The 22505-nt window shown below is 69.1% G+C and carries 23 protein-coding genes; 11 read left to right on the top strand and 12 right to left on the bottom strand.

The window, feature by feature from the left end:
* Positions 1–18: 18 nt before the first annotated feature.
* Positions 19–399, top strand: coding sequence for a hypothetical protein (locus ACTRO_RS39470; RefSeq protein ID WP_157436698.1), 381 nt, complete (start codon positions 19–21; stop codon positions 397–399).
* Positions 400–482: 83 nt separating this feature from the next.
* Here ACTRO_RS39470 and ACTRO_RS39465 read toward each other — a convergent pair whose 3' ends face one another.
* The 3 genes from ACTRO_RS39465 to ACTRO_RS39455 form a co-directional block, all read right to left on the bottom strand.
* Complete coding sequence (locus tag ACTRO_RS39465; protein ID WP_034271526.1) at positions 483–1442, bottom strand: DUF1152 domain-containing protein; 960 nt, start codon at positions 1440–1442, stop codon at positions 483–485.
* 146 nt (positions 1443–1588) lie between these two features.
* Entirely contained in the window at positions 1589–2074 is a 486-nt protein-coding gene (locus ACTRO_RS39460; RefSeq protein ID WP_157436697.1) for a hypothetical protein, read from the bottom strand.
* Positions 2075–2411: 337 nt separating this feature from the next.
* On the bottom strand, positions 2412–2741 hold the full coding sequence (locus ACTRO_RS39455) for a hypothetical protein (protein ID WP_034271523.1): 330 nt from the start codon (positions 2739–2741) through the stop codon (positions 2412–2414).
* 293 nt (positions 2742–3034) lie between these two features.
* On the opposite strand from ACTRO_RS39455, the gene ACTRO_RS39450 reads away from it, so the two are divergent.
* The 3 genes from ACTRO_RS39450 (at position 3035) to ACTRO_RS39440 (ending at position 4894) form a co-directional block, all read left to right on the top strand.
* Complete coding sequence (locus ACTRO_RS39450) at positions 3035–3400, top strand: hypothetical protein (protein WP_034278850.1); 366 nt, start codon at positions 3035–3037, stop codon at positions 3398–3400.
* A gap of 57 nt (positions 3401–3457) precedes the next feature.
* On the top strand, positions 3458–4291 hold the full coding sequence (locus ACTRO_RS39445; protein ID WP_211244572.1) for an aldose 1-epimerase family protein: 834 nt from the start codon (positions 3458–3460) through the stop codon (positions 4289–4291).
* A gap of 243 nt (positions 4292–4534) precedes the next feature.
* Positions 4535–4894 (top strand): hypothetical protein, encoded by a 360-nt coding sequence (locus ACTRO_RS39440; protein WP_034271521.1) that lies wholly within the window; start codon positions 4535–4537, stop codon positions 4892–4894.
* Between the two features lie 22 nt (positions 4895–4916).
* On the opposite strand, the gene ACTRO_RS39435 is transcribed toward ACTRO_RS39440, so the two are convergent.
* The 3 genes from ACTRO_RS39435 to ACTRO_RS49285 form a co-directional block, all read right to left on the bottom strand.
* Entirely contained in the window at positions 4917–5108 is a 192-nt protein-coding gene (locus tag ACTRO_RS39435; RefSeq protein ID WP_051452099.1) for a hypothetical protein, read from the bottom strand.
* Positions 5109–5235: 127 nt separating this feature from the next.
* On the bottom strand, positions 5236–5391 hold the full coding sequence (locus tag ACTRO_RS51230; RefSeq protein WP_342673740.1) for a DUF6228 family protein: 156 nt from the start codon (positions 5389–5391) through the stop codon (positions 5236–5238).
* Positions 5392–5476: 85 nt separating this feature from the next.
* Positions 5477–5965 carry a hypothetical protein gene (locus ACTRO_RS49285; protein ID WP_211244571.1) on the bottom strand — a complete coding sequence of 163 codons (489 nt, stop codon included), beginning with the start codon at positions 5963–5965 and terminating at the stop codon, positions 5477–5479.
* A 19-nt stretch (positions 5966–5984) separates the two neighbouring features.
* Here ACTRO_RS49285 and ACTRO_RS48445 point away from each other — a divergent pair, with 19 nt between their 5' ends.
* Both ACTRO_RS48445 and ACTRO_RS39420 read left to right on the top strand, forming a co-directional pair.
* Entirely contained in the window at positions 5985–6485 is a 501-nt protein-coding gene (locus tag ACTRO_RS48445; RefSeq protein ID WP_169740017.1) for a transglycosylase SLT domain-containing protein, read from the top strand.
* A gap of 618 nt (positions 6486–7103) precedes the next feature.
* Positions 7104–8414 carry a cytochrome P450 family protein gene (locus ACTRO_RS39420; RefSeq protein ID WP_034271517.1) on the top strand — a complete coding sequence of 437 codons (1311 nt, stop codon included), beginning with the start codon at positions 7104–7106 and terminating at the stop codon, positions 8412–8414.
* On the opposite strand, the gene ACTRO_RS39415 is transcribed toward ACTRO_RS39420, so the two are convergent.
* Positions 8415–9101: a TetR/AcrR family transcriptional regulator gene (locus ACTRO_RS39415; protein ID WP_034271516.1), complete on the bottom strand. Its 687-nt coding sequence runs from the start codon at positions 9099–9101 to the stop codon at positions 8415–8417.
* An 89-nt stretch (positions 9102–9190) separates the two neighbouring features.
* On the opposite strand from ACTRO_RS39415, the gene ACTRO_RS39410 reads away from it, so the two are divergent.
* The 4 genes from ACTRO_RS39410 to ACTRO_RS39395 all read left to right on the top strand — a co-directional run bounded on the left by ACTRO_RS39410 (position 9191) and on the right by ACTRO_RS39395 (position 15275).
* Positions 9191–10342: an FAD-dependent oxidoreductase gene (locus tag ACTRO_RS39410; protein ID WP_034271514.1), complete on the top strand. Its 1152-nt coding sequence runs from the start codon at positions 9191–9193 to the stop codon at positions 10340–10342.
* A gap of 44 nt (positions 10343–10386) precedes the next feature.
* Positions 10387–11373 (top strand): LacI family DNA-binding transcriptional regulator, encoded by a 987-nt coding sequence (locus tag ACTRO_RS39405; RefSeq protein ID WP_034271512.1) that lies wholly within the window; start codon positions 10387–10389, stop codon positions 11371–11373.
* 52 nt (positions 11374–11425) lie between these two features.
* Positions 11426–13462, top strand: a complete 2037-nt coding sequence (locus ACTRO_RS39400) for a purple acid phosphatase family protein (RefSeq protein WP_051452097.1) — start codon at positions 11426–11428, stop codon at positions 13460–13462.
* A 211-nt stretch (positions 13463–13673) separates the two neighbouring features.
* Positions 13674–15275 carry a multicopper oxidase family protein gene (locus ACTRO_RS39395; protein ID WP_034271510.1) on the top strand — a complete coding sequence of 534 codons (1602 nt, stop codon included), beginning with the start codon at positions 13674–13676 and terminating at the stop codon, positions 15273–15275.
* A 1478-nt stretch (positions 15276–16753) separates the two neighbouring features.
* On the opposite strand, the gene ACTRO_RS39390 is transcribed toward ACTRO_RS39395, so the two are convergent.
* The 4 genes from ACTRO_RS39390 to ACTRO_RS39375 form a co-directional block, all read right to left on the bottom strand.
* Positions 16754–17968, bottom strand: a complete 1215-nt coding sequence (locus tag ACTRO_RS39390; RefSeq protein ID WP_051452620.1) for an IS4 family transposase — start codon at positions 17966–17968, stop codon at positions 16754–16756.
* 400 nt (positions 17969–18368) lie between these two features.
* Entirely contained in the window at positions 18369–18809 is a 441-nt protein-coding gene (locus tag ACTRO_RS39385) for a pyridoxamine 5'-phosphate oxidase family protein (protein ID WP_051452096.1), read from the bottom strand.
* A gap of 128 nt (positions 18810–18937) precedes the next feature.
* Complete coding sequence (locus ACTRO_RS39380; RefSeq protein ID WP_211244570.1) at positions 18938–19873, bottom strand: hypothetical protein; 936 nt, start codon at positions 19871–19873, stop codon at positions 18938–18940.
* Between the two features lie 132 nt (positions 19874–20005).
* Positions 20006–21289: an acyl-CoA dehydrogenase family protein gene (locus ACTRO_RS39375; RefSeq protein ID WP_084317252.1), complete on the bottom strand. Its 1284-nt coding sequence runs from the start codon at positions 21287–21289 to the stop codon at positions 20006–20008.
* A 234-nt stretch (positions 21290–21523) separates the two neighbouring features.
* Here ACTRO_RS39375 and ACTRO_RS39370 point away from each other — a divergent pair, with 234 nt between their 5' ends.
* Positions 21524–22006, top strand: a complete 483-nt coding sequence (locus ACTRO_RS39370; protein WP_211244569.1) for a GNAT family N-acetyltransferase — start codon at positions 21524–21526, stop codon at positions 22004–22006.
* Between the two features lie 43 nt (positions 22007–22049).
* Here the strand turns inward: ACTRO_RS39370 and ACTRO_RS39365 are convergent, their stop codons facing one another.
* A complete protein-coding gene (locus ACTRO_RS39365; protein WP_034271506.1) occupies positions 22050–22487 on the bottom strand; it encodes a nuclear transport factor 2 family protein in 438 nt (145 codons plus the stop codon).
* Between the last annotated feature and the right edge of the window lie 18 nt (positions 22488–22505).

Genomic DNA, 22505 nt, shown 5'->3' with positions numbered 1-22505 from the left:
GGCCAGTCGGCGCATGAGGTGATCGGCCTGCTTCTCGACGAGTTGCTCGCCGACGGCGCTCCGGTCCTGGGCGAGGTGCGAAGCCCGGTCACGCCGGTGGATGAGATCGCGGCGTACCGCCTGGCGACGATGACGCACGAGCGGGCGGCTGCGGCGGACTGGCTTTCCTTGGAGGTGCACACCGGCGTCGCCCACAATGCCGAGACGGTGATCTTTGCCGATCCGGATGCCGAGCACGGGATCTGGGGCGGCGACCTGTACGCGATGATCTCGCTCGGCAGCGGGGATCCGGACTGGGCACTGGTCGAGCGAATCTGGTCGGCACTGGAGCGGTTGTGGTCGGTGGTGGCGTGGGACGAGCACTCCGGTTTCGACCTCTCCCGCGGGACTCCCTCGTGATCCTGTCGGGAATCGAACGATTCGTGGATGTCGACTGAGCACCAGGGCGGCCCGGCTGCTCGGACAGCCGGGCTCTATCGCGCTCAGTGCGGGAACATCCGCGGAATCCGCCGGTCGACGTCGAGGCGGAACTTTTCGATCACGAGCAACACCTGGCGAAACGTGACCGTCTGCTCCAGACGGTCCAGGTACCGGTGCCGTCCGACGAGTCCCTCCACCGTCACCGCGAAGTACATGGCCATGAGGGGGTTCACGAACAGCTTGCTGCCTCGAGTCCGCTCGGTGAAGTGCGCGTCGCCGCAGACACCGGTCATCGCCGCCGCGATCTGTCCGTGCACGATCGACGGCCGGATCGGCGTCGCCCGTTGCGCGTCCGCGACAGCATCCAGATACAGCTGACCCTCCTGCGACGCCCGTGGAAGGGAGAAAGCGCCGAGGTAAGCGCCGTCCGCCTCCAGATCGGCGAGATTCTCCAGGACCTGGACGTGGTTGACGCCGTGGTACGCGTCGATCCCGAAGCCGATGCTGACGACCAGCTTCACGGGGACGTTCCTCAACCCGGCAACGGCCGCGAGGCTTGCCATGTCTTCAGCGGGGGTGCCCAGACCGTCCTCGTCCCCGCGCATCAGGATGTCGGTTCCGCCGTCGACCAGGACGATCGCGTCTAGGCCGAGGGCGTCGACCAGTGCGGTGTAGGCCTCTCGGAGCGGCTGCACGCCAGTCTGCGCGAACGCGTAGACCGTCGAGGGCTGACCGTTGCGCTCCAGCCAGCACGCCAGCGTCCGCTCCGGGAAGTACTCCGAGACGTCGCCGGTCGCCGGGGTGACGACGGCGACGTCCGGCATGAGCCAGTCGTCCAGAGGCAGGAGGCCGAGCGGCGAAAAGGACTGATTCGCAAGGAACGCCTCCACTCCGGCCGCTCGAAGCGCGAGCGCCAACGGCAGGGCGCCGTAGACGTCGAATCCGCCGCCCGCGCCTGCGACGAGGACGCGCTTGGAGTCGGCCAGTGCGGTGAACAGCGGAATGTTGCGGAGGGTCACCATGGTCCGGGCAGCACTGAATCAGCCCACCGTTATTCCCGCACGGTCCGGTTCGTGGTGACGACCGGCAACCGCGTCGACTCCGGCGCGCAGCGCAGCGCACTCGGTTTCGCCCGACCAGCTGCGCACCACTGCGATCCGGAGCTGGTTCACCGACTCAGGACAGCGAGACCGATCAAGCCGTCCACGGCGACGGCCACGGCGAACAGCACCCACAAGTCCGGTAGCTGCAGATGCCGGCGCGTCGGCGGGGCTGGAAACTCGGGCAGATCCTCGACCACGAGGCGATCACATTCCACTGTCAACTGCTTGGCGATCTGATGGTGAACCGGATACCCGGCCAGCTTCGAGACGAGTGAGCCCTGGAACGCCGCGATCCCGTAAGTGCGCCCATCGAGCAGGCGCAGCCTCAACCCGTTGTGAACATAGAACTGCCGGCCCTGCCGCCAGGGGATCACATGGCGGACAACGATATTCTCGATGATGATCCCCTCGGGACGCAGCCGGATGCTCGCCCGTTGGCCCACCAGCCATGCCCCATAGAAGACAACCGCGCTGACCGGACCGGCGCCGAACGAATCCACAAGCGGCGATCCTCGAAATGCATGGGCGACGCCTATGAGCGCGATGATCACGACGAATCCGCTGGAGCCGATCAGCGCGGCGAGCCCTTGCGTCCTATTTCGGACGATAACCTCATATTCAGTGCGAATAAATCCGTATGGACTGGCTCCTGACCCCCCCCCCCCCCCCGCGCCACTCATCCACGTAGACGGGGACGCTGGGGGAACCCCGCATGTGAACGAGCAATTATATGCCTTAGAAATATAGGCGCATATTCTATGGTCGGCAAATGTCGCGAGGTCTTGGATGGCCGCCAACCTGTCGGACGGTTCGAAGCCCTGAGAGTGCGCTCATCGCTCGGCTGCTAGGCGAGTTGGACGACCCGGGTCTCACGACGGGTGGCGTGCATCACATGGCGATCGGGGTGGCGATCCACCAGGCGTCGACCCGGTCGAGCGGGATCCGCACATCCGCCATGTTGGCCTGCGCCACGCCCTGGCCGGTCTCGTCCGTGTGCAGATGCAGGTACTCCGCCGCGCCGTCCTCGAGATACTGCTGCCGGTATTCCGCGGCGACGTCCTCAGGCAGCGCGTCGTCGATGAACGCGTCGGGACTGAACACGTGCCCGGTCAGCACGGCGCCCCCGATCAGCACCGAGACCCGGTACGGACTGTTCCGGGCATGCTCACTGGACGCGTCCTTCGAGATCGCTTCCAGCAGCGGATCTGGTCTGCGCATGCTGCAATTCTGCGCAGGAGGTCCGGAACCTCGCATCTCGGAGGCGGCAGACGGGGCCTGTCGGCGTCGGCCCATCGGAGGCCGAGCCCACACTCGTGGCTGCCACAAAAGGGGGTGAGGTCCTGAACGGCGGGCAAAGCGCCACAATTGAGATGAACATTCCCAGCCCGCTTGCGGACCATTTGCATTTCGAGCCGAGCAATTGGACGGTATCAAACCTGGCCTCTATACCCAAGGCGAGCAGCTCGGCCAGATCATGAGTCGATGGATGGAAATGGAATCAGGCTATGGTGATGAGAGATAGGATCGAGAGGCCGGTGGCGCACGCGGTGATCTCGTGGCTTTCCGCGGAGCAGGGAGGGCGGCATTCCGGGCCGCCGACCGCGCCGGTGTACATGGCGACCGCGGTCTTCCCTCCGGGCGACGAGCGCGAGACGCAGCCGGGCTGGCCCGCTACGGCGAACAAGCTCAGCGTTCTACTGCAAGCGGTTCCCGGATCCGCTGGAGACGCAGGCCTGTACAAGGTCGACTTCCTGGTGCGCGATCTGGCTCGGCCGTTCCTGCATCCGGGGGCCGAGATGCTGGTCACGGAGGGACCGAAAGTGGTGGCGTCCGCCGTGATCCGCGACGTGCTCCCCATGCAGGGCGACGCCGGATAGGCACCGCGGGTCAGACAATCTCGGTGAGCGTCGGGAACCAGCAGTTTCCTTCTGTTCTTGTCGGCGGATGCGGCGGAGCCTTCGCTGGCCTACGCGGTCGACAAGATGGCCGACGGGGCGCACGGCGCGCCGCTCATCCCGTGGCCCAACCGGCTGTGTGACGGCCGCTACAGCTTCGACGGGTCCGACTATCAGCTTGCGCTGACCGAGCCGGACAAGCACAACGCAATCCACGGGCTGCTGCGCTGGCGCCCTTGGCAGGCCGTGCTGCACGAAGAGGACCGCGTCGTCATGGCCACCACCCTCCACCCCATGCAGGGCTACCCCTTCACCGTGGACGTCCAGATCGAATACCGGCTGGCTGACGACGGCCTCACAGTGCGCACGACGGCGACCAATGCCGGCGACCGGCCCGCGCCGTACGGATGCGGACAGCATCCCTACCTCTCGCCTGGCAACGGCACCATCGACGCGTGCACGCTGACGTTCGAGGCGGCGACCCGTATCGACACCGACCCCGAACGGCAGTTGCCGACGGGCCGCGTCCCGGTGAAGTGCAGCCCGTACCACTTCCGCGACGGCCGGCAGATCGGCGATCTCGAGGTCGACTACGCCTTCACGGACCTCAGCCGCGACGAGGACGGGCGAGCATGGGTGCGACTGCGTGGCAGCGACGGAGCGACGGCGTCGTTGTGGGTGGACTCGACTTATCCCGTTCTTGAGATCTACACGGCGGACACGAACTCCCCGGACCGTCGCCGCCGCGGCCTTGGCGTCGAACCGATGACCTGCCCTCCGAACGCCTTCGCCGAGGGCGAAAGCGTACTCCGGCTGGAGCCGGGCGAATCGGTGACGACGACCTGGGGAGCGCGCCTGGACACTACCGGCTGACGCATAGCCACGTAGGCGGCCGCACCGAGAAACGCGGACCCGGAGCGGCTCCGGCCGGATCGGGCCGTACTCGTGGCGCTGGCCCGCGTGCCGCCGAAAGTGAGGGGTCTGACACGCGCCGACAGCTGCGTGATCGTGCGAAACCAGGTGACGTAGCCCGGAAACGACGAGAGCGTCCGTACTCACGACGAAATAAGCGCCGGCGCTCATGACCCGCGGTCCGGGCAGCATCAGCATGCGGATATGGGCTTCACGCGAAAGCACACTCGCAGCATTCAGCTCGCCATCCTGGGAGTGTGGGCCCTGCTCGTGGCTGCCGCGCTCATCCCTTGGGCCGGCGTCATTGTTCTCGTCACACTCAGCGTTCATCAGCCGCGCCACCCCGTGCTGGAGGTCTTGCTGGCCATCTGGCTTCTGGCTGCCATGGCGTCGCTCCCCGTATCAGGGACAATGGAGCTATCCCGCAAATGGTACATAAAGCTATGCATACTTGTTCTCTTCATCCCTGCCGCTCCGGTATTGCGGGCCATGACTTACCGGGCGGCTCGACAGGCCAAGAAGCGCAAGGGCGTGGACCGAGACGGGGGCGCGTTTCAGAAGTGACGGGGTAGGCGCGATGAGCCGACTACAGGTTGCGGATGGCGTCGTCGAGGCCGGCGCCGTACGACGCCCAGCAGATCACTGATCCATCGGAGCCGATGATGACCTCGGCTGGAAGCGTCTCGTAGTCGCGACGCGAGGGCAGCTCGAGGACAACGAGCCGCTCCGGCGAGAGCAGCGTTGCAGCGCTGTCCCCTGAAAGTGCGGATGCGGTCAAGCGTCCATCCATCAGGAAGGTCAGCCGGCATACGGCAAGGATCGCAGACGCAGCCAAGTGGCACCCGACGGGATGGGGTCGCCCGCCGGTCGGCATCGCCCGTTCTCGCGGCGTCTCAGGCGAAGGCTCAGCCACTGGAAATCGGGGCTTCGTGCAGGAAGGCGTGGACGTCAGCGGCCAGTGCGGCCATCTGCTCGACTGCTTCCTGCCAAGTGGTGACCGCTGTACTCCAGCCACCGTGCTTCCGGGTGCACCGACCGGCTGCACACCTCGTAGAATTCATGACCTGTACAGCATCATGTTCGGCCTGGCCGGCCGGGACGCCACCTCTGTGTCCAGCGCAGGTCCGGTCCGGCTGACGACAAATCCTATTTCGGGGGGTATCCGATGAGCATCAAAAATCTGGGTCCGCGAGCCAAGAGCGGGATAGCCGCGATCACCGTGGTCGCGGTCGGGGTGGGCGTGTTCGTGGCGGTCAGCCCCACCTCGGCGCCCAGTTCGGCGTCGTCCGGCCCGGCGCCCGTCGGTAGCCCTCTGGCGGCGGAGGACAGCATCAGCCCGACCGCGGCGACCGCGTCGGCGAGCGCGTCCGCGTCCGCGTCCGCGAGCGCCAGTGCGCGGCCGAGCGCGAGCGCATCGGCGACGAAGGCGCCGACCCGCAGCGCGGTCACTTCGAACAACAAGCCCGCGCCGAAGCCGAGCAAGAACAAGACGGCCGCGGCCAGCATTCCGCTGCCTCCGCCGCCGCACAATCCGGGCACCGTGCCCACGTCCTCGCCGAGCCCGATCGCTTCGGGTGCCGCGTCGGCGAGCGCGTCGGCGAGCGCCAAGCCGAGCTGCCCGACGTACGCGGGCACCGATGCGAGCCTCTCGCAGGTGCAGGCAGCCTTGCAGTCGGCCGCCGCCACGCCCCGCACCTTCACGTATCAGGACTCGACCGGGGCGACGCAGACCGTCTCGATCACGCTGCCGCCCGAGCTGATCGAGGCCGAGGCGTGGCAGGAGAGCGGTTGGCAGTCACAGATCGTCGCGTGCGACGGCGGCTACGGCACGATGCAGATCATGAGCGCCACCGCGACGTGGATGAACAACCGTTTCGGGACCAGCTATGACTACACGACGCTGGATGGCAACACTCAGATCGGATCCGAGTACCTCGAATGGCTGATCGCCTGGTTCGGCGAGGTCTACTACGACGACGATTTCAACCTGAGCAACCAGAACCTGCTCAACGACGTGATCTCCGCGTACAACGTCGGGCCCGGCGACGTGGATCCCACCGCCACCGGCGGCGGGATCCCGAATCCGCAGTACGTGGCCAACGTGGAGGCTCTCCAGCAGATGCAGCCGTGGACCGCCGCGATGAACGGCGGCTGACCGGAGCCGATCGCATACCGTGCCGGCTCGGCTTGCCGCCGCCGAGCAATTGGCGACACCCGTGGACGGGGCCGCATCGTCAGGGCGCGCGGGCCGACGGTCGGGTCCGACGGGTGAGCGATGGCCTACGTTCGTCAGCAGTGCGCGCGGGTGATCAGCCACTGAGTCGCGGCGGTGATCACCGGATCGGGGCCAGGTGGCGCTTTGTATCCGGGTGCTGCGATGTCCGGAGGCGTCTACGAAGTAGCCGAGGGTGGGTCCGGTCAGCAGCGGGGCGAGGACGGTGAGCGATCGCGCCCGTGTCGATCGAGTTCTGTTCAAGCAGATCAAGGGCGTGAGTCAGGTAAGCGCGGGCTTTCGGGCTCATCACCGGTCGTGCGGAGCCAGCCGAAGAACTGGACACAAGGACCAGCAAGGTGACCGGGATCATCCAGAGCGCTATGCGGCGGGAGCGTGGCGAGGGCCTCAGGCTGCCGGCGCGACCACTCGACGCAAAGCTTCACATAACCCTGATACTCCTTGTTCGGCCGCTCCCCCGGCGAGACACTGGGTGGGCGGCGCGGTGCGTCGCGTGCCCGTCCGCCGCGGCCGTGCGCCGACGACCTTCGGAGTGCCTTCATGGACGCCACTTCCCCTGCAGTTTCTTCGGCTGACGCACTGCGGCTGCCTTACCGGCTCGATCCGGCGGGCGGGTGTCCGCATGCGGAGTTGGCTCGGCTGCGCGAACTCGGCGACGTGGTGGACGTCGAGCTGCCGGGCGGGGTGCCGGGGGTGGCGGTGGTCGGGCACGATGCGCTGCGGGAGCTGCTGGCGCATCCCGACGTGGCGAAGGCGCCGGAGCACTTTGCGGCGCTGCGGTCGGGGCAGGTGCCGGAGGGGTGGCCGCTGCTGGCTTTCATCGCCACGCCGGGGCTGCTCACCGCGGACGGGGCGGACCACCGCCGACTCCGGACGCTGGTGAACCGGGCGTTCACGCCGCGGCGGGCGGAGGGGCTGCGGCCGCGGATCGTCGAGCTGACGGCGCGTCTGCTCGACCGGGTCGCGGCGGACGCGGCAGATGCGACGGCTGCGGCAGATGGAACGGCTGCGGAGGAAACAGCGGTCGTGGATCTGCGCGGGGTGTTCGCGGAGCCGCTGCCGATGGCGGTGATCTGCGAGCTGCTGGGGGTCGACGAAGAGTACTGGGACGAGGCGCACGCGCTGTCCAACCGGGTGATCAGCACCGATTCCACTCCTGCGGAGGCCATCGCGGCCAATCAGTCGATGTTCCAGCTGATGACGACGGTGGTGGAGCGGCGGACGGCCGAGCCCGGCGGCGACCTGACCAGCGCTCTGATCGGGGCGCGGGCGGAAGACGGGGATCGGCTGAGCACCGAGGAGTTGGTCGGCACGCTGATGACGCTCACGGTGGCCGGGAACGAGACCATCACCCACCTGATCACCAATGCGGTGCGGGCGCTCAGCGCGCACCCGGACGAGCTCGCGCGGGTTCGGAGCGGCTCGGTCGGCTGGGCGGATGTGGTGGAGGAGACGCTGCGCTGGGATGGGCCGGTCGGGTTCTTCCCGTTCCGCTTTCCGACGCGGGACTTGGAGTTGGGCGGCGCGCTCATCCCGGCCGGGACGGCGGTGCTCGCCGGCTACACCGCTGCCGGACGCGATACCGCCGGTCTCGGGCCGGGGGCTGGCGAATTTCACCCGGCCGGCACGAGTGCGGGGCATCTCTCGTTCGGGCACGGGGTGCACTTCTGCCTCGGCGCGCCGCTGGCCCGGCTGGAGGGTGCCATCGCGCTGGAGCAGCTCTATACGCGCTTTCCCGACCTGGCCGTCGCGGTGCCGGACGACGAGGTGCCGCGCTTCGGCAGCTTCGTCAACAACGGAGTGCGCAGTCTGCCGGTCCGGCTGGGGCGGGATGCATTCGCAGAAGCCTGATTAACGAGCTTGCCCACGGCCGGCGCCGTCCAGGATCAGGTCGATGCCGGCGAGGAACTGCTCGCGGTCGTCGTGCTCGCGCAGTTGGGCCGCCATCCGGTGGACGAAGGGGTAGCGGGCGGGATCGAGGCGGGTCCAGCGCGCGACGATCGAGGTGAGGAAGGTCGTCCGGTCGGTGGCGTCCGCGTGCAGGCGGGCGTGTGCGGCGTTCTGTCCGGCGACGCCGAGGACGTAGTTGAAGAGGGCGGACGCGCAGTCGAACTGCGCCTGTTCGGGCACGCCGAGGGCCTGTAGCGGGCCGCCGAGGCCTTCGAGGATCTGCGGGAGCGCGAGCTGCCAGGGCTCGCGGGCCAGGTGCGTGCCGACCCAGGGGTGGAGGTCGATCGCGTCGAACATGCCGAGCGCGACGGATCGGATCGCCGCGCGCGGCTGCTCGTCGGGGACGACGCCGGCCAGCACGCGCGCGATCACGTCGTCGGTGGCGGCGGTGAGCAGGTCGTTCTTGTTGGCGACGTGGTGGTAGATCGCTCCGCTGCCGGTGGCGAGGCGCGCGGCGAGGGCGCGGAAGGTCAGCCCGCTCTCGCCTTCGGCGTCGAGCAGCTCGATCGCGGCCTCGACGATGCGCTCCTTGGAGAGCGCGTCGGTGCGCCGCTCGGATCTTCCGGCCTTCGGTTCGCTGCTCGCCATGCTCCCATTTTGACAGAAATGGAACGGCGTTCCAAGATGGGTGATGGAACGGCGTTCCAATCCGCCGTCCGCCACGAAGGGAGCAGACCATGACCGACACCCCGATCACGATCATCGGCGCGGGCCTCGGCGGGCTCGTCCTCGCCCGCGTCCTGCACGTTCACGGCATCCCGGCCACCGTCTACGAGGCGGAGGCCTCGGCCGGCACGCGCGCCCAGGGCGGCCAGCTGGACATCCACGAGCACGACGGGCAGGTCGCGCTCGAGGCGGCCGGGCTCACCGAGGAGTTCCGCGCGCTCATCCGCGAGGGCGGCCAGGCCATGCGCATCCTCGACGCCCGCGGCGGCGCGCTGTTCGAGGAGCCCGACGACGGCAGCGGCGGGCGCCCGGAGGTGCTTCGCGGCGACCTTCGGCGCATTCTGCTCGACGCGCTGCCGGAGGGCAGCGTCCGCTGGGGCCACAAGGTCGCGGGCGTGCGGCCGCTCGGCGGCGGCCGGCACGAACTGACCTTCGCGGACGGCTCGAGCGTCACCACCGGGCTGCTCGTCGGCGCGGACGGCGCCTGGTCGAAGATCAGGCCTCTGCTGTCGGATGCCGAGCCGGAGTACGTCGGCACGACCTTCATCGAGACCTACCTCTACGACGTCGACGCCCGCCATCCCGCCACGGCCCGCGCGGTCGGCGAGGGTTCGATGGCCGCGCTCACCCCGGGCAAGGGCATCACCGCGCACCGCGAGGCGAACAGCGTCCTGCACACATACGTGCAGCTCAGCCGACCTGCCGAATGGGTCGAGGCGATCGATTTCAGCGACGCCGCCGGCGCGGCCGCCCGCGTCGCTGCCGAGTTCGAGGGCTGGGCTCCGGAGCTGGCCGCGCTGATCACCGACGGCGAGACGGCGCCGGTCCCGCGCATGATCCACACCCTGCCGGGCAGCTACCGCTGGGAGCGCGTGCCCGGGGTGACGCTCGTCGGCGACGCCGCGCACCTGATGCCGCCGTCCGGCGAGGGCGCGAACCTCGCGATGCTCGACGGCGCGGAGCTCGGCTTGGCCATCGCCGCGCACCCCGGCGACCTCGATGCGGCACTCAGCGCGTACGAGGAGAAGATGTTCGTGCGCAGCGACGCGGCCGCTGTCGACGCGGACGTGCTCCTGGACCTCTGCCTCGGCGACCTGGCCCCTTATGGGCTGATCGAGTTCTTCACCGGCGCGCAGCAGCAGAGCACGGGGGCGGACCGCTGAGCGAACCGCACGCTAAGGTGGGGCTTTCCACGAGCGAGGAAGCGATGCGACGAGCCCCCAAGCGGATCACCAGCTTTGATGTGGCACGTGAAGCCGGGGTATCGCAGACCACGGTCAGCTTCGTGCTCAACGACACCCAGGGGCAGACCATCCCCGAAGAGACCAGGCGGCGCGTCCTCGACGCGGCCAAGCGGCTCGACTACCGGCCGCGCGCCTCGGCCCGTTCGCTGGCCGCCGGCCGCAGCGACGTGGTGCTGCTGGCGTTGCCGGGAGTGCCGATCTCGACGAACCTCTCCCGCTTCATCGAGCAGTTCGCGGGCGCGCTCGCCGAGCACGGCCTGTCCCTGGTCACGCATCTCGCCGAGGGCCACGGCCGGCCGCTGCCCGATCTCTGCGCCGCGGTGGACGCCTCCGCCGTGGTCAGCCTCATCCCCTTCGACGAGGCCACGGCCGAGGCGCTGCACCGCGCAGGTGCCGAAGTGGTGCTCGGGGCCGGGAAACAGGCCACTGCGGAACTTCAGGAGATCGGACGGATTCAGGCCCGGCATATCACGAGCCTGCGACGCGAAAACCTAGGCTACGCCTTGCCCGGAGAGCACTCGTCCGAGTGGCGCGTGCAGGAACGCCTGCGCGGTGTGGCGGCCGTGTGCGCGGAACAAGGGCTCGCCGAACCGATCGCGCTGGAAGTCGAGTTGGACGCGGCGAAGGCCGCCGTGGCCGTGGATCAGTGGGTCCGCGCGTCGGTGACGGGTGTGTGCGCCTACAACGACGAGACGGCCATGGCGGTGCTCGCCGGAATGCACCTGCGCGGCCTGCGCGCTCCGGACGACCTGGCCGTCATCGGCGTCGGCGACGTCGCCGCGGCGCAGGTGAGCATTCCGGCGCTCAGCACCATCGGCTTCGACTACGCGGAGCAGGGCCGGGAATCGGCCCAAGCCGTCGCGGCCCTGCTGGGCATCGCGGTCGGCGACCCGGCGGCGGCGGTGGACGTCCTGGCGCGCCCCCGACTCATCCTGCGCGCGTCAGCCTGACCGACAGCGTCCGGCCACGGCCCGTTCACCCGCCCCTTCTATCGTCGCGGGAATGGATGAGTCAGTAGTTGAAGAATCAGCCGGGACCGACGTCGACGAGTCCGGCTTCTCCCGCCGCGGCTTCCTCGCCGGTGCCGCCGGGATCAGCGCCGTCGCCCTGGTCGGCGTCGGCGAGGGCATCGCGCTGCCCGAGGACGCGCAGGCCGCGACCGCGCCGTCCGGACCGCCCACCGCGACCCTGCCGCTGCCCACCACCACCGAGCCGGAGCAGCTCCTGCTGACCTGGGGCGCCGACCCGGCGACCTCGGTCACCGTGTCCTGGTCGGCTCCGGGCACCGTCGCCCAGCCCGCGCCGACGCTGGCCTATTCGACCTCGCCGATCACCGCGCACAACCGCGGCCACCTGGTCAAGCTGCCCGAGCCGGCGCCGCTCGACGTCACCCGCCGCTACCAGAAGGCCTCCGCGGTGAGCTTCACCGACGGCCTCAACGGCCAGACGACGTACTTCTACCACGTGCAGCTGACCGGTCTGGAGCCGGACACCCGGTACTACTACGAGGTGAGCGACGGCGCGGCCGAGGCGTCCACGGCGGCGGCGTCCTTCGAGACCGCCCCGTTCGGCCGGGCGAAGTACCGCTTCTCCAGCTACGGCGACCTGTCCACCCCGTCCTGGGACCTGAACGCCTCCGGCAACATCTGGCACGAGTCCTGCGACAACGCGTACTACGCGGTGAACGCCGTCGAGAACCCCGGCGACGGTGGCCCCGCGCCGCTGTTCCACCTGCTCAACGGAGACCTCTGCTACGCCAACCTGGACATCCAGAACGCGCCCGGCGTCTGGCGCGACTTCGGCGTCAACGTGGCCCGCTCGGCGGCGAACCGGCCGTGGATGCCCGCGCTGGGCAACCACGAGACCGAGTTCGGGGTCTGCGACCACGCCGGGCACGCCGGCAAGGCGCACGGCGGGATCGCGGCTCAGGGCGCGGCCGGCAACTACTGGAACGGCCCCTACGGCTACGGCCACTACTTGAGCCGGTTCCTGCTGCCGGACAACGGCGTGACCAACTGGGACGGCAACCACCTGCGGGGCAACTTCTACAGCTTCCAGGTCGGCACCGTGAAGTTCATCTCCCTGGACGCCGACGACGTCATCTACCAGGACGGCGGCTCCGCGTACCTCAACGCGGCCGCCGACGCCGCGCCCGAGACCACCTCCTCCGGCGCGCAGATCCCCAACGGCACGGTCACCTACAACCACGGGTACACCGGCGACCTGGAGATCGTGGAGCAGGACAACTCCGCGGTGCCGGACCGGCGGCACGGGCGGCCGAACCTGCAGACGCAGTGGCTCGAGCGGACCCTCGCGGACGCGCGCCGGGACCCGGGCGTGGACATGATCGTGGTGTTCATGCACCAGTGCGCGCTGTCCACCTCGCTCCCGGGCAACGGCTCGGACCTCGGCATCCGCCGGGCCTGGCTGCCGCTGTTCGACCACTACCAGGTGGACCTGGTGCTCTCCGGCCACGAGCACGACTACGAGCGCAGCTACCCGGTGCGCGGCTACGACGCCGGCGCGCACGGCACCGTGGTCGCCCCCAACCCGGGCCAGACGGCCGGCGACGCGGTCGACACCCGGCGGCCGAAGGTCGCGACGACGCAGTACTCCACCGTCGACGGCGTGCCGGCCTGGGACACCGCCGCCGGAACCGTGTACCTGGTGCTGGGCGGCGGCGGGACCAACGGCCCGACCAACACCTACGGCGAGGACGCGGCAACCAACATGCCGCAGTCCAAGGTCATCACCCAGCGCAACGCGATCACCGGCTCCCAGGCCGCCGGCTTCAAGCGCAACGCCGCCGACTCGATCGAGGACGCGCCGTGGTCCGCGGCCCGCAACGCCGGCGACGCGTACGGCTACGCGGTCTTCGACGTCGATCCCGGCAAGCGCCGCGGTGAGACCACCATCACCATGCAGTACTTCGCCGTGCCGGCCGTGAGCAACGAGTCCGGCTCGGCCCACGACGGCACGACCACGATGCCGACGGCGCCCTTCGAGAAGTTCGTCTTCGGACGGCACATCTCCCGTTAGTCCCTCCAGACTGACGATGCTGCGGGGACCGGAAGCAACTTCCGGTCCCCGCTTTGTCGGTGATGTCTGGGGACACCGGATGCCCGACGCTGCGGTGTTTTGATCATCTGATCCTGATATCGGCGTGGTCCACGCGGACGCGGGCCATGCTGGTCACCGCAACGGTGCGCCTGACCGGGCGGGCGCACCGCGGCATCTTAAAGTGCCGAACATGGACAACCAGACACGAATCAGCCGCCGCGCGGTCCTCAAAGCCGTCCCGGTGGCGGCCGCCCTGATCGCGTCCCCGGACGGCCTACTCGCGGAACGGGCGAGCGCGGCGTCAGCGCGCCCGTTCCCCCAACCGAAGGTCTGGGCCCCGCGGGCCGCCCCCGGCGCGCCGGGACGGGTTCTGGAGCGCACGCTCGACGTCCGCTTCACCGAGACCCGCATCCCCGGCTTCGGCACGGCGAACACCCGCACCTACAACGGGACGATCCCGGGTCCCACCCTGCGCGTGCGCGGCGGCGACCAGCTGCGGCTGACGCAGATCAACGGCCTGCCGCCGAACGCGCCGTTCGACGGGGACCACAACATCCCGCACAACTTCAACAGCTTCAACCTGCACACCCACGGCCTGCACGTCTCCCCCTCGGGCCAGGCCGACAACGTCATGCGCGAGTTCGCCCCGCGCAGCAAGGCCGGGGATCCCGAACCGCACTACCTGAGCGTGATCGACATCCCGCTCGATCACCCTGCCGGCACCTTCTGGTACCACCCCCACCTGCACGGATCCGTGTCCCAGCAGGTCTCCGGCGGTATGACCGGCGTCCTCGTCGTCGAAGGCGACGTGGACGAGGTCCCGGAGATCGCGAAAGCCGCGGACGTCGTCGTCTGCATCAACGAGCTGAAGATCGCGCCGAACACAGCCGGACCGCTGTTCACCTCCGATGCCGCGCTCACCGCCCCCGCCGCCACGTACACCGTGAACGGCCAGGTCAACCCGACCATCGTGCTGCGGCCGGGCGAGGTGCAGCGCTGGCGCCTGGTGTGCGCGACCGCCTTCACGGCGCTGGCCCTCGAGATCACCGGCGACCAGTCCGTGCCGACGATGCACCAGATCGCGCAGGACGGCATCACCTTCGCCGCCCCGGTCGCGACGAACCAGGTGAGCATGGCCATGGGCAACCGGGCCGACATCCTGGTGCGGGCCGACCGTGCCGGCACCTACGAGCTGCGCGCGGCCTCGCTCGCCAAGCCGCTGATGACGATCCACGTCGTCGGCCATCCCATCGTGCCACCGATGGGCCTGCCGGAGGAGCTGCCGCCCGGCAAGGCGCCCCTCGACGACGCCGACATCGCGAGCTCCCAGGTCCACCGCGAGGTGCGCTGGCACGTGGACGCGAACGTGCTCCCCACCCCCTTCCCCAACGCCTACCGCGTCCTCGGCAGCAACCCGACGCCCGCGGCCGACCCGCACGGCGACCTGACCCGCGACCCGATGTACGGACGCTTCGACCCGACGTACGTCAACCACATCCTGCCCCTCGGAACCGTCGAGCGCTGGGTCATCAGCACCGACGACAAGATGACGGCCTTCATGCACCCCTTCCACCTGCACACCAACCCCTTCCTGGTCACCCACCGCAATGGCGTCGCACTCGATCCCCCGGTCTGGCACGACACCATCGGCATCTCCGGCGGCAGCCCCGGCGAGAGCGTGACCATCCTGGTCAAGTACGAGGACTTCATCGGCCTCACCATGCTGCACTGCCACAATCTCCAGCACGAGGACCTCGGCATGATGCAGCAGATCGACTACGTCGAGGGTTGATGAAGGCCCCTGAAACGGCTGAGCCGGGAAGCGGGCCGCCGACCCGCTTCCCGACCGTCATCGAAGCCTGAGGAGGAGTTTCCGGCGCTGCCGATCGATATCGTCGATATGCCGCCAAGAGAGCTGTGGCGCGATGCTGGACCCTACGCCTAACGCGAGTCGATGATCATGTTGAGCACTGGTGGGGCGTGGTGGCCTGCTGGGCTGAGGTGGTCGTCAGGCCGTGGGCGGCCGCTTCGCGTCGCCCTGTTTCGTCTGACCACCCGCCCACCCGTTGCGTAGCGGGGCGGGCTGCGGTTTCAAGATCTCGCCTCCGGCGCGGGCCCTTCCTCGGAGAGAGATGCCGGGGTTGCGTGGGTGCTGGCGTTGGCGGGGCGGCCTGACGTTGGGGGTGGTCGGGTGCCGGGGGTGTGCTCTCTCCTCGGTCGGTCCCCGGAGGCAATCAGGAACCTGCCGGGAGGTCAAACGGCGGTGGCTGTAGCTGGTGCTTGATTCTGCATCGCGCCGCTTGACCTCCCGACAGAACCCTGATCGGGCTTCGCCTGCCCGACCGAGGAGAGAGCCCACCCCCTGAGCGAGCAGTGCGAGCTGCGCCCGGGCCGAGTCCCATCCCGCGGCCCGGCCGCGCCCGATCCGGAAGGATCCTGCACCACCCTGATCCGACCATCCCGATCATCGATCCGCGCGAAGGGTCCCGTGGGCCGGCCGCGCCTGATGCTGAATCCTGCATTGCCGTTCTGGGCCGCTCTTTTCTCTTCTCTTCTTTCAACGCCGGGGAACGCGCCAGAGTGCCCGAAATCTCTGAGATTTTTGCTTATCCGGTGAAAGCCTGATGCGCCGTTTTTGTCGGTGGTGGCGTCTAGCATGGAAGCATTCGAGGGCTTTCGAGACTTGTGACGGGAGGGCCTGTGGACAAGGTGACTGAGCAGGTGGCGTCAGGGGCGTGGCCGCTTGCCCACGCACGACGCCAGGTCGCGAGAGTGCAGGCTGTATACCGCGCGGCATCGTCAACGTCCATCACGGATGCGATGCAGGAAATCCCCTCGGAGTACGACCGGGCCACGCGATCGTGCGAATCGCGTGAGCACCGGGTGGATCAACTAGGGCGATGCAGAATTCTTCCGGATCGAGCGCGGCAGGGCCACAGGACGGGACCCGGCCCGAGCGCAGCTCGCACCACTCCCCCAGGGGGTGGGCTCTCTCCTCGGTCGGGCAGGCGAAGCCCGATCAGGGTTCAATGCCACGTAGCCTAGGTTGATCTTGTTCGGCCGCTGGTGGCGGGTGGGTTGGTGCGGAAGATTCGGATGGTGGGCGGGTTCGGGTGCCGTATGCCGGTATCAGCGGCCTTTTTCACCCGGTGTGGGTTGTGTCGGATGCGTTTGACGGCGCGGGGGTAGGTGCGTTCGCGCCGCGGCGGGTTGAGTGCGGCGGGTGCGGTCAGGTGCGCGGCGGCGCGGGCGGCGGGGGCTTTCATCTGCTCAGGGGGAAAAGCGCGCGGTACCGGTGGCGGTACGGCGCGCGATGCGCACGGCTTTGACGAAGGAGACGCGGTCCGGGTCGATGTCCGCGCCGGTCGCGGCCCGGCAGATCAGCGCGTTGATCGCGTAGTGGACCAGGAGGTAGGCCCACACCTCCTGGTAGACGAGATCCGGCAGTCGGGAGCGCAGGACGCGCCCGGAGCCGCGCAGGTCGGTCTCGAGCTGGTCGTGCGCGCTCTCCTGTTCCCACCGCTGGTGGTAGCAGTACGCGAGGACCTCGGCCGGCGCGCTCTGCGGGTCGAGCAGGTTCGTGATCAGGCAGATCAGTTCCGTGCCGGCGGGCCCGGCGCGGTCGGGCACGTCGTACTGGACCACCCGTACCCGGCGGGCCTGGTGCGGGTCGAGCTCTTCTCCGGCTTCGGCGGCCCGCACGATCGCCTCGCGCCGTGCGCCGCGGATCTCGCGGTCGATCACCACGGACACGTACGTGCCGTCCTCGAGTACCCGCAGGGGCGGCAGGCGCAGGTCGGCCTTGACCCGCCACAGCAGCCCGGCCCCGGTCTCGGCCGCGTCCGAGAAGGCCGGGAAGCTGTAGAACCCGCGGTCCGCCGTGAGCAGCCAGGACCGGTCCAGGCGCGCGAGCAGCGGCGCGGCCAGACTCTGCTCCCCGGTGGTGTACGGCCCGATACGCGCGTCGACGAAACAGTGGCTGGCGCACTCGGTGATCCCGACCACCCGCACCTTCGGGAACGCGGACGGATTGCCCCCGGTCGTGGAGTACCCGAACTCCGCGGCGTTGCCCGGCGTGTCGGGCACGTCCATCGCGAACCCGTCGATCGCCATCACCCGCAGCCCGCACGCGAACGCGCCCCGGGTCTCATCCTGCACCGCCACCGGTACGGCGCAGTACTCGAACACCCGCCGCAGCACATCAGGGCCCAACCGCTTACGCGCCTGCGTGATCCCCGAGGAGGTCGGCACACTCCAGGACGCGTCCCACACCCCGAACGCGTCCAGCGACCCGGTCACCCTCGTGGCGACCTCCTCCGCGGCATCCTGCGCGAACAGCGCCATCGCCATCGTCAGATACGCCGTCACATGCGGCGGCAGCTTCCCATCCGAACGCAGAGCCCTGATCCTCTCGTCGTTCAAGGCCTGATCCACCTTGAACCGCGGCACCGCCTCGACCAGCACCCCGAGAGAAACCTGATCCATCACCACACGCCCGCGATCCACGCCAGAGTCCACCGACACGAACCAAGACTACGACACCACCCCGAACACCCAGCCCGACCCATGATCCACGTAGGCTACGTGGCATTGGATCAGGGTTCTGCCGGGAGGTCAAGCGGCGCCACGCAAAATCCAGCACCAGCGGAAACCACCGCCGCTTGACCTCCCGGCAGGTCCCTGATTGCCTCCGGGGACCGACCGAGGAGAGAACCCACACCCGGCACCCGACCACTCCGAACACCAGCCCGCCCCGCTACGCAACGGGTGGGCGGGTGGTCAGACGAAACAGGGCGACGCGAAGCGGCCGCCCACGGCCTGACGACCACCTCAGCCCAGCAGGCCACCACGCCCCACCAGTACTCAACATGATCATCAACTCGCGTCAGACCATGCCGTAGGTCCGCTGCGGCTCGAACTGGTAGACGAGCCGGCCCTCCTCGACCATCTTCGCCCGGAACCGGTCCTCGTCGAGCTCGCCGCCGAACCAGCTCAGCGGGCCCTGCGGACGTCCCTGCATCTCCCGGAACAGGCGGACGTTCAGCTCGGGCGCGTCGTCACCGTCGAGGATCGTGACGGCGGCCTCGATGCCGAGCCAGGGGAACTGGGCGCCGAAGACGAACAGGGTGCAGCGCGGGTCGCGGCGCAGGCGCTTGGTGCGCACGCGGTCGCGGGTGCCGCTGCTCCACAGCCGGCCGTCGACGAGGACGACGCCGACGCGCGCGGGCTTCGCCACGCCGTCGGCGGTCACGGTGATCATGGCGGCGGAGTGGTTCGCGCGGAGGAACTCCGCCTCTTTGTCCGAGAAACCCGGGAAGGCGGCCACACGGCGACGCTAACACGGCCGTCGGCCGGCGCACGGGACCCGGCGGCCGCGTCGGCGTGCCGTATCACCCGGGTGGGTGCGTGCCGGCCTGGCACGGACCCACCCGGTCGCCTTTCGGCGAGTGCTGATCAGCTCTGCGTGTACTCGTAGATCGTGGTCTCGATCTCGCAGACGCTCGGCTGGATGATCTCCACCCGCAGCACGCCGGTGGCGGCGTCGTAGTCCACGCCCTCGGCCTCGAACGTGCCCGTGCAGATGCTGTTGGCCTGCGGGATCGAGCCGAGGTCGACCACGTGCCCGCTAACGCCGGCGCCGCTGACCGCGGCGGACAACTGGATCTCCAGCAGCGGCTTGGCGTTGGAGAAGAGCGTTTCGCTCGAGTCGTCCGAGGCGCAGATCAGGTCGGCGGAGGTGACGAAGTCGCAGCCCTGGATGTCGTTGACCTGGTGGTCGAGCTGCACGTACCCGGCCAGGCTGAGGCTGCCGCCGGTGGCCGAGGTCTGCGCGTTGAGCAGCGGCGTGGGGTAGACCTGCAGGTGGCTCATCGTGCCCCACTCGCCCGACAGCATCCACTGCGTGTCCGGGGAGACCGCGACCCAGGAGTTGTTGTACAGCTCGCCCGAGACGAGCGTGTGCTTGTACTGATACACCGTGCCGGACGGCGTGGTCACGGTGTAGAGCTTGGTGGTCGCGCTGGAGCTGGAGTTCTGATAGTTGTCGAATATATAGCCATTGACCGAGTCCGGGTCGCCGACGTGGGTCCAGCCGGCCACGGCCAATCCCAGCGAGATCGAGGCGCTGCCGCGGTAGAGCTCGTAGGCGGAGCCGCCGGCCGGGTCGACGGTGGCCACGCCCTCGCCGGCCGAGAGGGTGCCTTCGAGGTAGTGGGTGGTGTTGGTCCAGCCGGCGATGCCGGTGGTGGACTCGGGAGTCAGGACTGTGGCAGCCTGGGCCGCCGCCGTCCCGGCGCCCAGCACGGCTCCGGCGGTGAGCACCGCGAGGGCGACCGCCGGGGCCAGGGCGCGGCGGGCGCGGCGGATCCGGAGCAGGGGAAGAGCATTCACGTTCTGCGCACCTCGGCATCGCGGGTATCCGGGCCGTGGGCGGCCCGGTCGGGTGAGACAGAATCGTGATACCCAGCCGGGCCGTCCCCGCACGGATGCGGCGGCCACGGCCCGGCGAATGTGCGGCGAAGATCAGACGAACGCGCCGATGCCCGTCGCCGCGCGCCCCACGATCAGAGTATTGATCTCGCGGGTGCCCTCGTAGGAGTAGAGCGCCTCGGCGTCGGCGACGTAGCGGCCGATGCTGTAGTCGAGCAGGATCCCGTTGCCGGCCAGCAGTTCCCGGCCCCAGCCGACCGTCTCGCGCATGCGGCTGGTGCAGTAGGCCTTGGCGAGCGCGGAGTGTTCGTCGCGGTAGATCCCGGAGTCCTCCAGCTCGGCCAGCCGCACCACCATGCCGAGGCAGGAGGTCGCGTTGCCGAGCATGCGCACCAGCAGGTCCTGGATCAGCTGGAAGCGTGCGACCGGCCCGCCGAACTGCCGGCGCTCGAGCGTGTAGTCCAGCGCGATCCGGTACGCGGCGAGCATGACCCCGACCGCCTCCCAGGCGACCCCGCTGCGGGTGTGCCGCAGAACGTCCGCGGTGTCCCGGAAACCGTGCGCCCCCTGCAGCCGATCCGCTTCAGGCACACGGCAATCGGCGAATTCGACGTCTGCGTTCTCGACCGTGCGCAGGGCCATCTTGTTCTCGATGCGCTTGGCCTGGAAGCCCGGATTGTCTTTGGACACCACGAAACCGAGGACCGAGTCGTCCTCCTCGTTGCGGGCCCAGACGACGATCAGGTCCGCGAACGTCGCGTTCCCGATCCAGCGCTTCGAGCCGTTGATGACCCACTCGTCCCCGTCCCGCCGAGCCGTGGTGTGCAGCCCGAGCGCGACGTCCGACCCGCCCTGTGGCTCGGTCAGCGCGAACGCCCCGATCTGTTCCATCCGCCCCATCGCCGGAAGCCAGCGCTGCCGCTGCTCGTCAGACCCGCAGTGGGCGATGCTGCCCATCGCCAGCCCCGAGTGCACGCCGTAGAACGTGGCCATGGACGGGTCCACCCGCGCCATCTCCAGCGCGATGAAGCCGGTCAGCAAGCTACGCACGCCGCCCGGATGACACTCCTCGTAAGGCAGGCCGGCGATGGAGAGCTCGGCGTACTTGGGGATCAGCTCACGCGGGAACGACGCCCGCCCCCACCAGTCGTTGGCGTGCGGGGCGACCTCCTGGGCCAGGAACTCCCGCACGCGAAGCAGCACGGCCGCCTCGTCGGGAGTCAGCAGCCGCTCGAACTGATAGAGGTCCTCGGTGAGCACGTGCTCCGGCCCGCCCACCGCTCCACCCCGGCCGCGCTTGCCGGACTCGCGCTTGCCGGACTCGTGCTTCCCGGATCCGCGCTCGCTCGCCTGCCGCCCATCCCGCTCATCCGCCATGAGGCCGAACTCCTCTGCCACTCCGCCATGCCGATCTTTCACTTCTGATCCCGACTGCCCGCTTCCGCGCCGCTTACCCGTAGCCGCCGTCGAAGCCGTCCGGTTCGTCGCTCGACTGGCGTAGAGGCAGCGGAATCACGACGGCGACGGGCCGCGAAAACCCCTCGTGGCCCGGCCCCCGCCCATGGCACCATCAACCTCATGCCATCTGCCCAGACAGGCCAAGAACTCGCCGTGCGCCCCGCCCGCCCGGAGGACCTCGCGTTCCTGCCTGACGTGGAAACCGTCGCAGACGAGCGCTTCGACGACATCGGCCTGGGCCCGCTACCACCGCCTAGCGAGCTGGCCGATCTGGTTCACGCCAGCTGCGTCCTGGTGGCTGGGACGCCGCCGGTGGCCTTCGCGAGGCTGGAGATCATCGACGGCCACGCGCACCTGGAGCAGCTGTCGGTCCACCCCGCCCACGGCCGGCGTGGCGTCGGCGGCAGCCTGATCGGCGCCGCTTGCCAGTGGGCAGCCGACCAGGGTCATACGATCATCAGCCTTTGCACGTTCGCCGACATTCCGTGGAACGCGCCGTTCTACGCTCGGCACGGATTCGTCGCCGTCCCCGACGACGAACTGACGCCGGAACTTCGACTGCTCCGGCGCCACGAGCAAAAACTCGGCCTCGACGCGTTCGGCCCGCGGACAGCGATGGTCAGGGAGCTTCCCTAACCGACTGCCCTGCGGGACCGACCGCTCTGCTTGGATCTCGGTGTCACGCCTCGGCTGTGCCGGAGAATCCGGGGAACAGAGTCGCGGCGACGTGGTGCGTGTCAGCGTATTCACGGACAGAGGCGATCTTCCCGTCCCGCACGGTGAAGATGGCGGCACACCGGTTGTCGTACGTGGCGCCACTGGCCGCCGTAGCCTTGGACGTCCACTCGGCCAGCACCTGCTCGCCGTCGGCGAAGGCGTTGACCAGCTCGATGGCGACCGGCGCGGACGTGTCGAGATAGGCGCCCATCCCGCCTAGGAAGTCGCCGACGATCACGTCGCGGCCCTCCCAGAGCCGGGAGATCGGCAGGCTGCCCGGGTAGAGCCAGGTCGCGTCCTCGGCGAAGCTGTCCAGAATGGTCCGCGCGTCCCCGTCGCGGACGGCCTCGACGTAGCGGACGACGACGGTCTTCGGGTCGAGAATCCGGTTGCTGTTCATAGTGATCACTTTTCCTTC

Origin of the sequence: Actinospica robiniae DSM 44927 (genome assembly GCF_000504285.1) — a bacterium.
Lineage (GTDB): Bacteria > Actinomycetota > Actinomycetes > Streptomycetales > Catenulisporaceae > Actinospica > Actinospica robiniae.
This window is presented reverse-complemented; position numbering and strand designations above follow the sequence as displayed.

What these genes read in the sequence shown, in the direction of transcription:
- ACTRO_RS39465 (WP_034271526.1), bottom strand. Translation starts at nt 1,442, where the DNA reads ATGGTGACCCTCCGCAACATTCCGCTGTTCACCGCACTGGCCGACTCC.
- ACTRO_RS39455 (WP_034271523.1), bottom strand. Translation starts at nt 2,741, where the DNA reads ATGCGCAGACCAGATCCGCTGCTGGAAGCGATCTCGAAGGACGCGTCC.
- ACTRO_RS39450 (WP_034278850.1), top strand. Translation starts at nt 3,035, where the DNA reads ATGAGAGATAGGATCGAGAGGCCGGTGGCGCACGCGGTGATCTCGTGG.
- ACTRO_RS39440 (WP_034271521.1), top strand. Translation starts at nt 4,535, where the DNA reads ATGGGCTTCACGCGAAAGCACACTCGCAGCATTCAGCTCGCCATCCTG.
- ACTRO_RS51230 (WP_342673740.1), bottom strand. Translation starts at nt 5,391, where the DNA reads ATGAATTCTACGAGGTGTGCAGCCGGTCGGTGCACCCGGAAGCACGGT.
- ACTRO_RS39420 (WP_034271517.1), top strand. Translation starts at nt 7,104, where the DNA reads ATGGACGCCACTTCCCCTGCAGTTTCTTCGGCTGACGCACTGCGGCTG.
- ACTRO_RS39415 (WP_034271516.1), bottom strand. Translation starts at nt 9,101, where the DNA reads ATGGCGAGCAGCGAACCGAAGGCCGGAAGATCCGAGCGGCGCACCGAC.
- ACTRO_RS39410 (WP_034271514.1), top strand. Translation starts at nt 9,191, where the DNA reads ATGACCGACACCCCGATCACGATCATCGGCGCGGGCCTCGGCGGGCTC.
- ACTRO_RS39405 (WP_034271512.1), top strand. Translation starts at nt 10,387, where the DNA reads ATGCGACGAGCCCCCAAGCGGATCACCAGCTTTGATGTGGCACGTGAA.
- ACTRO_RS39400 (WP_051452097.1), top strand. Translation starts at nt 11,426, where the DNA reads ATGGATGAGTCAGTAGTTGAAGAATCAGCCGGGACCGACGTCGACGAG.
- ACTRO_RS39395 (WP_034271510.1), top strand. Translation starts at nt 13,674, where the DNA reads ATGGACAACCAGACACGAATCAGCCGCCGCGCGGTCCTCAAAGCCGTC.
- ACTRO_RS39390 (WP_051452620.1), bottom strand. Translation starts at nt 17,968, where the DNA reads ATGGATCAGGTTTCTCTCGGGGTGCTGGTCGAGGCGGTGCCGCGGTTC.
- ACTRO_RS39375 (WP_084317252.1), bottom strand. Translation starts at nt 21,289, where the DNA reads ATGGCGGATGAGCGGGATGGGCGGCAGGCGAGCGAGCGCGGATCCGGG.
- ACTRO_RS39365 (WP_034271506.1), bottom strand. Translation starts at nt 22,487, where the DNA reads ATGAACAGCAACCGGATTCTCGACCCGAAGACCGTCGTCGTCCGCTAC.